Annotated in this window: 3 protein-coding genes; all 3 read right to left on the reverse strand. The window is 45.6% G+C overall.

Going from position 1 to position 6,100, the window contains the following annotated elements:
- Positions 1–1,532: AAA family ATPase (locus A3766_RS15140; RefSeq protein ID WP_156508917.1), on the reverse strand; the 1,532-nt coding region annotated here is incomplete at its 3' end.
- A complete protein-coding gene (recB, locus tag A3766_RS15145) occupies positions 1,529–5,134 on the reverse strand; it encodes an exodeoxyribonuclease V subunit beta (protein ID WP_068507845.1) in 3,606 nt (1,201 codons plus the stop codon). The genes recB and A3766_RS15140, both read right to left, overlap by 4 nt.
- On the reverse strand, positions 5,131–6,100 hold a 970-nt coding region (locus A3766_RS31160), incomplete at its 5' end, for a hypothetical protein (RefSeq protein ID WP_197479587.1). The genes recB and A3766_RS31160, both read right to left, overlap by 4 nt.

Consider the following 6,100-nt stretch of genomic DNA (forward strand, 5'->3'; position numbering starts at 1 on the left):
CTTGGGAGCTGCTTATCGTTATGAACGAGATTTTGGTGGTGTATATTATCTCTATCTGCTTGCTTCTGCACCGCCTCAAAATAGCTTTGATAGGCTGCCGTGATTGAGTGATGAACTTGCTGAGCATTCATTTCAGCTTGGTTTTCACCCTCTTGATAGTCGAACCATCGTACCTGCTTGTTATTGCTATCTAAGTGGCGACTAATGCAAAAGTCATTTTGAAAACCGATAAAATTACCGGCATTAATTTGCTCGGCAGCGCGCTTAAGTTCTCCACCAAAGCGGTAGGTCTTTCTCAAATAGCAAAGCGCTTGATTAATGCCTTCACTCGCTACTTTTTTGTCGACAGCTGGAGTTAGAAAGACTCCTGACTCATAGCCAGTCAGACTTGCCAGACGATCGGCAAATTCGCTACTATAAGACATATCCTCAAAACGCCTAACCGTCTCTGAGAATACCTCGCCCGGCTCCACGGGTGGCAGCTGATAAGGGTCACCCATAAAGATCACTTGTGTGGTGTCAGGCACGGTTTTGATTAACGCATGCATTAAAGCCAAGTCGATCATTGATGACTCATCAACAATCAAGATATCAGCTTCAGTAAGTGCAATTTCACTCCGCCCCGAAAAGAGGCTCTCTGCGTTAAGTTTTTCTGAATAAGAGTGTTGCGAAGGTAAAGCTTTATGGTCGATTAAGAAACGGTGTATCGTCTCACCATTAGCAGGCAAACACGCGCTAAGTGGAAGCATATCTGAGCCTTCTAGCACAGCCTGCTCAGTTTCGATTCGCTTAAGTTGGAAGGCGATTGAGTCCGCTAGACGAACGGCAGCCTTTCCTGTCGGGGCGAGCAACCTTACTTTTGCTGGTCGGCCCAAACGTAGCCTGAATGATTGATCGACCAAGTGCAACAGGCTTGCTGCTGTGGTGGTTTTTCCGGTACCGGGTCCCCCAGCAATCAAAGTTGTTTTTTGCAGCAAAGCATGTGCAGCTGCAACGGCTTGCCAGTCTGGTTTCTCGTCTGAGTCCACACCATTTAATGCAAACATGCTTTTTAAACACTGACTCAAACGATCCAACTGAGACTCGCTGAGTGCTTCGTCACTCAGGCTTTCACTGCTCACCCTTTTCGCTAACCAAGCTTCGAATTCACACTGTAGATTCCAATAACGAGTCAAATACAGCTTATCACCCGAAACAACCAAGGGCTTGACACTCTGTTTTGCATGCAGCCTCTTATGAGCTCTCGCTTGTGAGAAGTCATCGACGACGGAGAGCTGCAATAAGCTAGCTTTGAAGTCGTGATCAAGTCCTATCTTATGAGCTGACAAGGCAATACAGATTTGCCCCTTACTCGTCGCGTAGGACAGTTCACAGATTAAAAGCGCTAAGCTGCTGGCATGCTGTCGCTCTTCTTCTAACAAACCTTTAACCACAAACTCTGCGGCGTAAAGATCAAGCCAGCGATATGCAGTATTTTGTGCCTCGACCTGCTGAGCAAGGTTTTTCAGTACAGGCGTTTTAATTAAACTCATGCGCCCTCCAAATGCAGGTCGAGTGCTTCTATCAAAGCCGCTTCAGGTTTGATGAAATAGACACCCGTTTGCGATGCGCCCAACTCGTTCCCATCAGAGTTAAGTGGCATACCACGAAGATAGAGATAATATACACCACCAAAATCTCGTTCATAACGATAAGCAGCTCCCAAGCGTGCTTTTAGATAGCGATGTAAGGCAAGACTATAGATGAGGTACTGTAAGTCATAGCGGTGATCAAGCATCGCTTCAGAAAGTTTGTCGTGCGTATAATCTTCAAGTTGATCGCCTAGGTAATTCGATTTGTAATCTAGCAGAAAGTACTGCCCTTCTTTGACGAAAACCAAGTCAATGGCGCCTTTTAAGTGCCCTTCAAATGAAGCAAACTCAAGTGTTGGAACGGTCGACGCGTACGACTGAAGCAATTCATTAATACGCCCGATTTGGCAGCGCTGAACTTTAAAGTAAAACTCCATTTCTGCTTGAAAGTCACTTAGTGGCAATTGCGATAAGGAAAAGTTGTCGCTTAGCTTGGCATCTAGAATATTTTTTAACCACTCGCTTAAATAGGCAGACCAAAAAGGCAAAGCGCCTTCATCAACAAGGCGACTTAATGACAGTTTTTCTGCAATCATGTCTCGTAGGCTCAGAGGCTGGCCATCTGAGCGTAGTTTGGTGAGCGGCTGAGCCGTTTCGAATTCAATACTTTCAAACAAGGTATGTAAAAAAGTACCCGCCTTACTACCTCGGGGAAAGTCAAAAATGCTTAACTCTCGCTCTTCGCTTTCCGCTACGGGCTCTTTCGACGGCGTGCGACTATTGGAGCCTGGTGATGTCGTAATATGCTGACGCGCATGGCTTTCCTGCATTAGCCCGGTAAAGCTTTGAACTCGCCATTGGCTACTCAACCCTCTATCTAGCAGTTCACAAGCAATCGCCTCTTGCCGACCCTTGTCACGACCCTGTTCTGATTTAAAGTGCGCAAAACGATGTTGCTTTAGGCTCTCGCTTAAATCATCTTCGTCGAGTAAGTTAAATTGAATGACACCATTTGATTGTGCAGCCAAACCCTCTAAAGCCGAACGGTAGTTATCCTCGTCCAAACCTTCAAGTATTGCTTCACGGTCAAGCAGATAAGCCCAGGCAGTTTTCGCTACCCCCAAACTAAGTACGCCCGCGCCTTTATAAAAGTAGGTACCAAGGAAGCATTGATATTTTGCTCGTGTCAGTGCGACATATAATAAGCGGATATCTTCAGCCAGCCGCTCTCGGTCCACCAAACTGACATTTGACTCTTGCTTGAGTAAGTCGAGGTTTAACTTGCCGCTCTGATCATAAAACCACGCCATATCAGCACCACGGCCTGTGAATACAAACGGTAGAAAGACATAGGGATACTCTAAGCCCTTACTTTTGTGAATCGTGACGATACGAATTAGCTGTTCATCACTTTCAAGACGTAGACGACTCTCATCATCAGCCAGTACCGACGCTGAAATATTCTGACGAAACCAACGCAGTAGCGCAAAGTGACCACGTGTGACTTGCGCCTGACTTTGTAATAACTCCGCTAGCTGATTAACATTACTAAGGCGTCTTTCCCAGTCCTGGAACTGTGAGGCATCCTGGTGCCAAGATGCATAGACACCCAAGCGACTCATAGCGTCACGTATCGCGGCTAAGACTCCATGGCGATTCCAACATTTATGCAAGTCATTAAACAGCTCAAGATAATACTCCAAAACACTATCGTTATTTCGAATATCCAAGAGGCGTTCGTCGTCGATGCAAAAGAATAATTCAGACAGACAGCTCATTAGCAGATACTCATCACCCGGCTCTGCTATCGCTGCAAGCAAGCGATAAATGGCCTGCGCTTCTTCACTATCGTAAATATTGCTCTTGCCTTCGTAGCTTGCACTTAAGCCATAGCGTGCAAGGCGTTGCTTAACTAGCTCGGCCTCTTTTCCTGAACGAACTAATACGGCAATGTCTGAGTAAGCGGCCTTTCCTTCAGTCAGCAATGCAAGAATTTGTTGGACGCAATGATCGGCAAGTATGGAGGTCATCGCTTTTATATCACGTCCTTCAGGTCTTACTTGAGTGATGCAAAACGCAGGCTGACCACGCAAGTGCTCGGGTGTACTCTTCGCCGCGTTTACAGCGTTAAAAGGGATGTCTTCTGCGATAAATGGATTCGATTCGCGCTGGAATACCTGATTTACTGCTGTGACCATCTCAGGCGAAGAACGCCAATTGGTATCCATTGTGAACTGGTGGCCACGCGGGTGTTTGTCAATATCCTGCTTAGCTCTGAGGTAGGTGGCGATATCCCCGCCTCGAAAAGCATAGATTGCTTGCTTAGGGTCACCAATAAGCACCATCGAGGCATCTTTGCGAGACTCAATGCTTGACGAGAAAATACTCGAAAAGATATGGTATTGCTCACGATCGGTATCTTGAAATTCATCAATCAACGCTACTGAAAAGCGCTCGCGCACCGTATTAATTAATATATTACGTGTATCTTCGTCAGACAAAGCATTCGCTACGTTCAATATCAGGTCATCAAAACTGACAGCTTGTTGCCGTTCTTTCTCTTCATTGAACCGTTTACTGATCTCCTGGAAGCTTTGCACCAAGAACACTTCGCGTGAGCCAACTGGAAGTTTTCTCAGGTGCGCTTCTACAAAATTGAAGTAGGCATGCTCTGGAGGCACTCCACCCTTCTTCACGTCTTGGCTTAAATACCCTGGAGTAAAGACTTCAAACAGATTCTTACGTTTACTGGCTTTAGGAAAGTCGAAACTTGTGAACTCGGCTTCGCACCATTCGCGAATCAAAGTGAGCCATTTATTCTTATGGTTCACGCCTTTTAGCATTGATTCAGCGACAAGTTTCTGTACTTCATCGATGCTATCTAAGGTTCGTGAGCGAAGTGTTTGATACCAATCAATTGTGGCATGGTAATGCTGCTCCCAGGCTGAAAGACCACCCTCAAGTACAGCTGGTGTGAATACATCTGGTCGTCTATTAATCAAAGGTTCAAGAGACGACATCAGTTCTGCAGGCGTCGCCCAGTTACTATAGACCTCTAGTAACAACTCTTGTGGTAGAGCAAAGACTTCCTGGCGCCAGTAATCCTCACAGACCCGCAGCAACAGAGGCTTGGTGTCTTCCATCAGGTTTTGCGTAAAAGCGACATTTAAATCTAATGCATGACGCGCCAGAAGCTGCTGACAGAAACCATGAATTGTATGGATTTCAGATTGGTCTATTTGACGTTCTGCGATTCTTAAACGAAGTTTATCTGCCTCAATATCCGATGATTGTTGGTACAAATAATTCAGCACCTCATCGTCACTAGGTTCACCATTTAATACCTGGGAAAGCTCCTGAATTCGTGCACGGACTCGATCACGAAGCTCTTGCGTTGCTGCCTCGGTAAAGGTCACTACCAGAATTTCATCTACCCCGAGCTTTTGTTCTAGCAAATAACGTAAGTAGAGATTGGCGACCGCATAGGTTTTCCCGGTTCCTGCGCTCGCTTCAATTAGTGACAATGAATCAAGCGGGAACTGACAGAGGTCTAGCGTTTTCATTTTAGAACCTCCCCTTGCAAGTCGGTGAAAATAAACTCTTCTTTATAGGCAGCAACTTGCTTAACAAGTCGCTGCGACTCTATATCAGGTAAAACTCGAACCTCGGCGTGATCAGTATAAAGGCAATAGCGCTGCCAATAAGGGTCATCCATTTCACCTTCACGCGCGTTGTAGCCCTGTTTGTTACCTTCAAATATTTTTCTCGCTTTTGACTCGCCTTCAAATATCCAACTAAAGGCAGTCTTCGGTAGGAATGGCAGTGCTTCTTGCCCTGTTAGCGTAAAGAGCTCTAGCAAACCCTCCATATAAGATTTTGCGTCAGCAGCACTCAATTCAGGAAAGATCGTTACTTGCTCTGCATTAATCAACCTTGACTCGGTTTTTAGCTCAAGTCCCGTCTCGTGACCCGGTGCAACTTGATGGTGAAATAGATAGTTGACCACAACATGTTTTACCCAGCTAGAAAAGAACAACGCTGGCGAACTCCGGCTCAAACTAAACTCGCAAACAGCGCTATCCAGTAGGACTAGTGAACCAACTATGCGCTTACCAGAAAGCTGGAAGTCGATAACCAAAGTTGACGCTTCTTTCGCTAAAGCTCGCTCAATATAGGTAGATAAATCGACAAGTTCATCCTTCGCTTGAGCAAAGTAAGTTTCATCTAAAGGTGCTTTTGGCAGCCTCCCTGATAAGCGCCACTGATCAAAACACGCTTGTGTAAGCGTGTCAGAATCGACTTCCTTATGCATGTCCTTGACGACAGTTCTTAAGATATCACCCTTTAGTGCATAGATATCCAAACGGTCCAATGCAAAGGCTTCACTTTCTTCCAGATCATCTGGCAGTTTGCTAACCTTCAAACCAAGTATTTTCTGATAGTAGTACTTAAGAGGTGAAGACAAGGCGCTAAGCAATTCTTCCAAAGACAGACTTTGGATCTGTATTTCTGTTTCATCGTCTTCGACG

Source organism: Oleiphilus sp. HI0132, assembly GCF_001635845.1.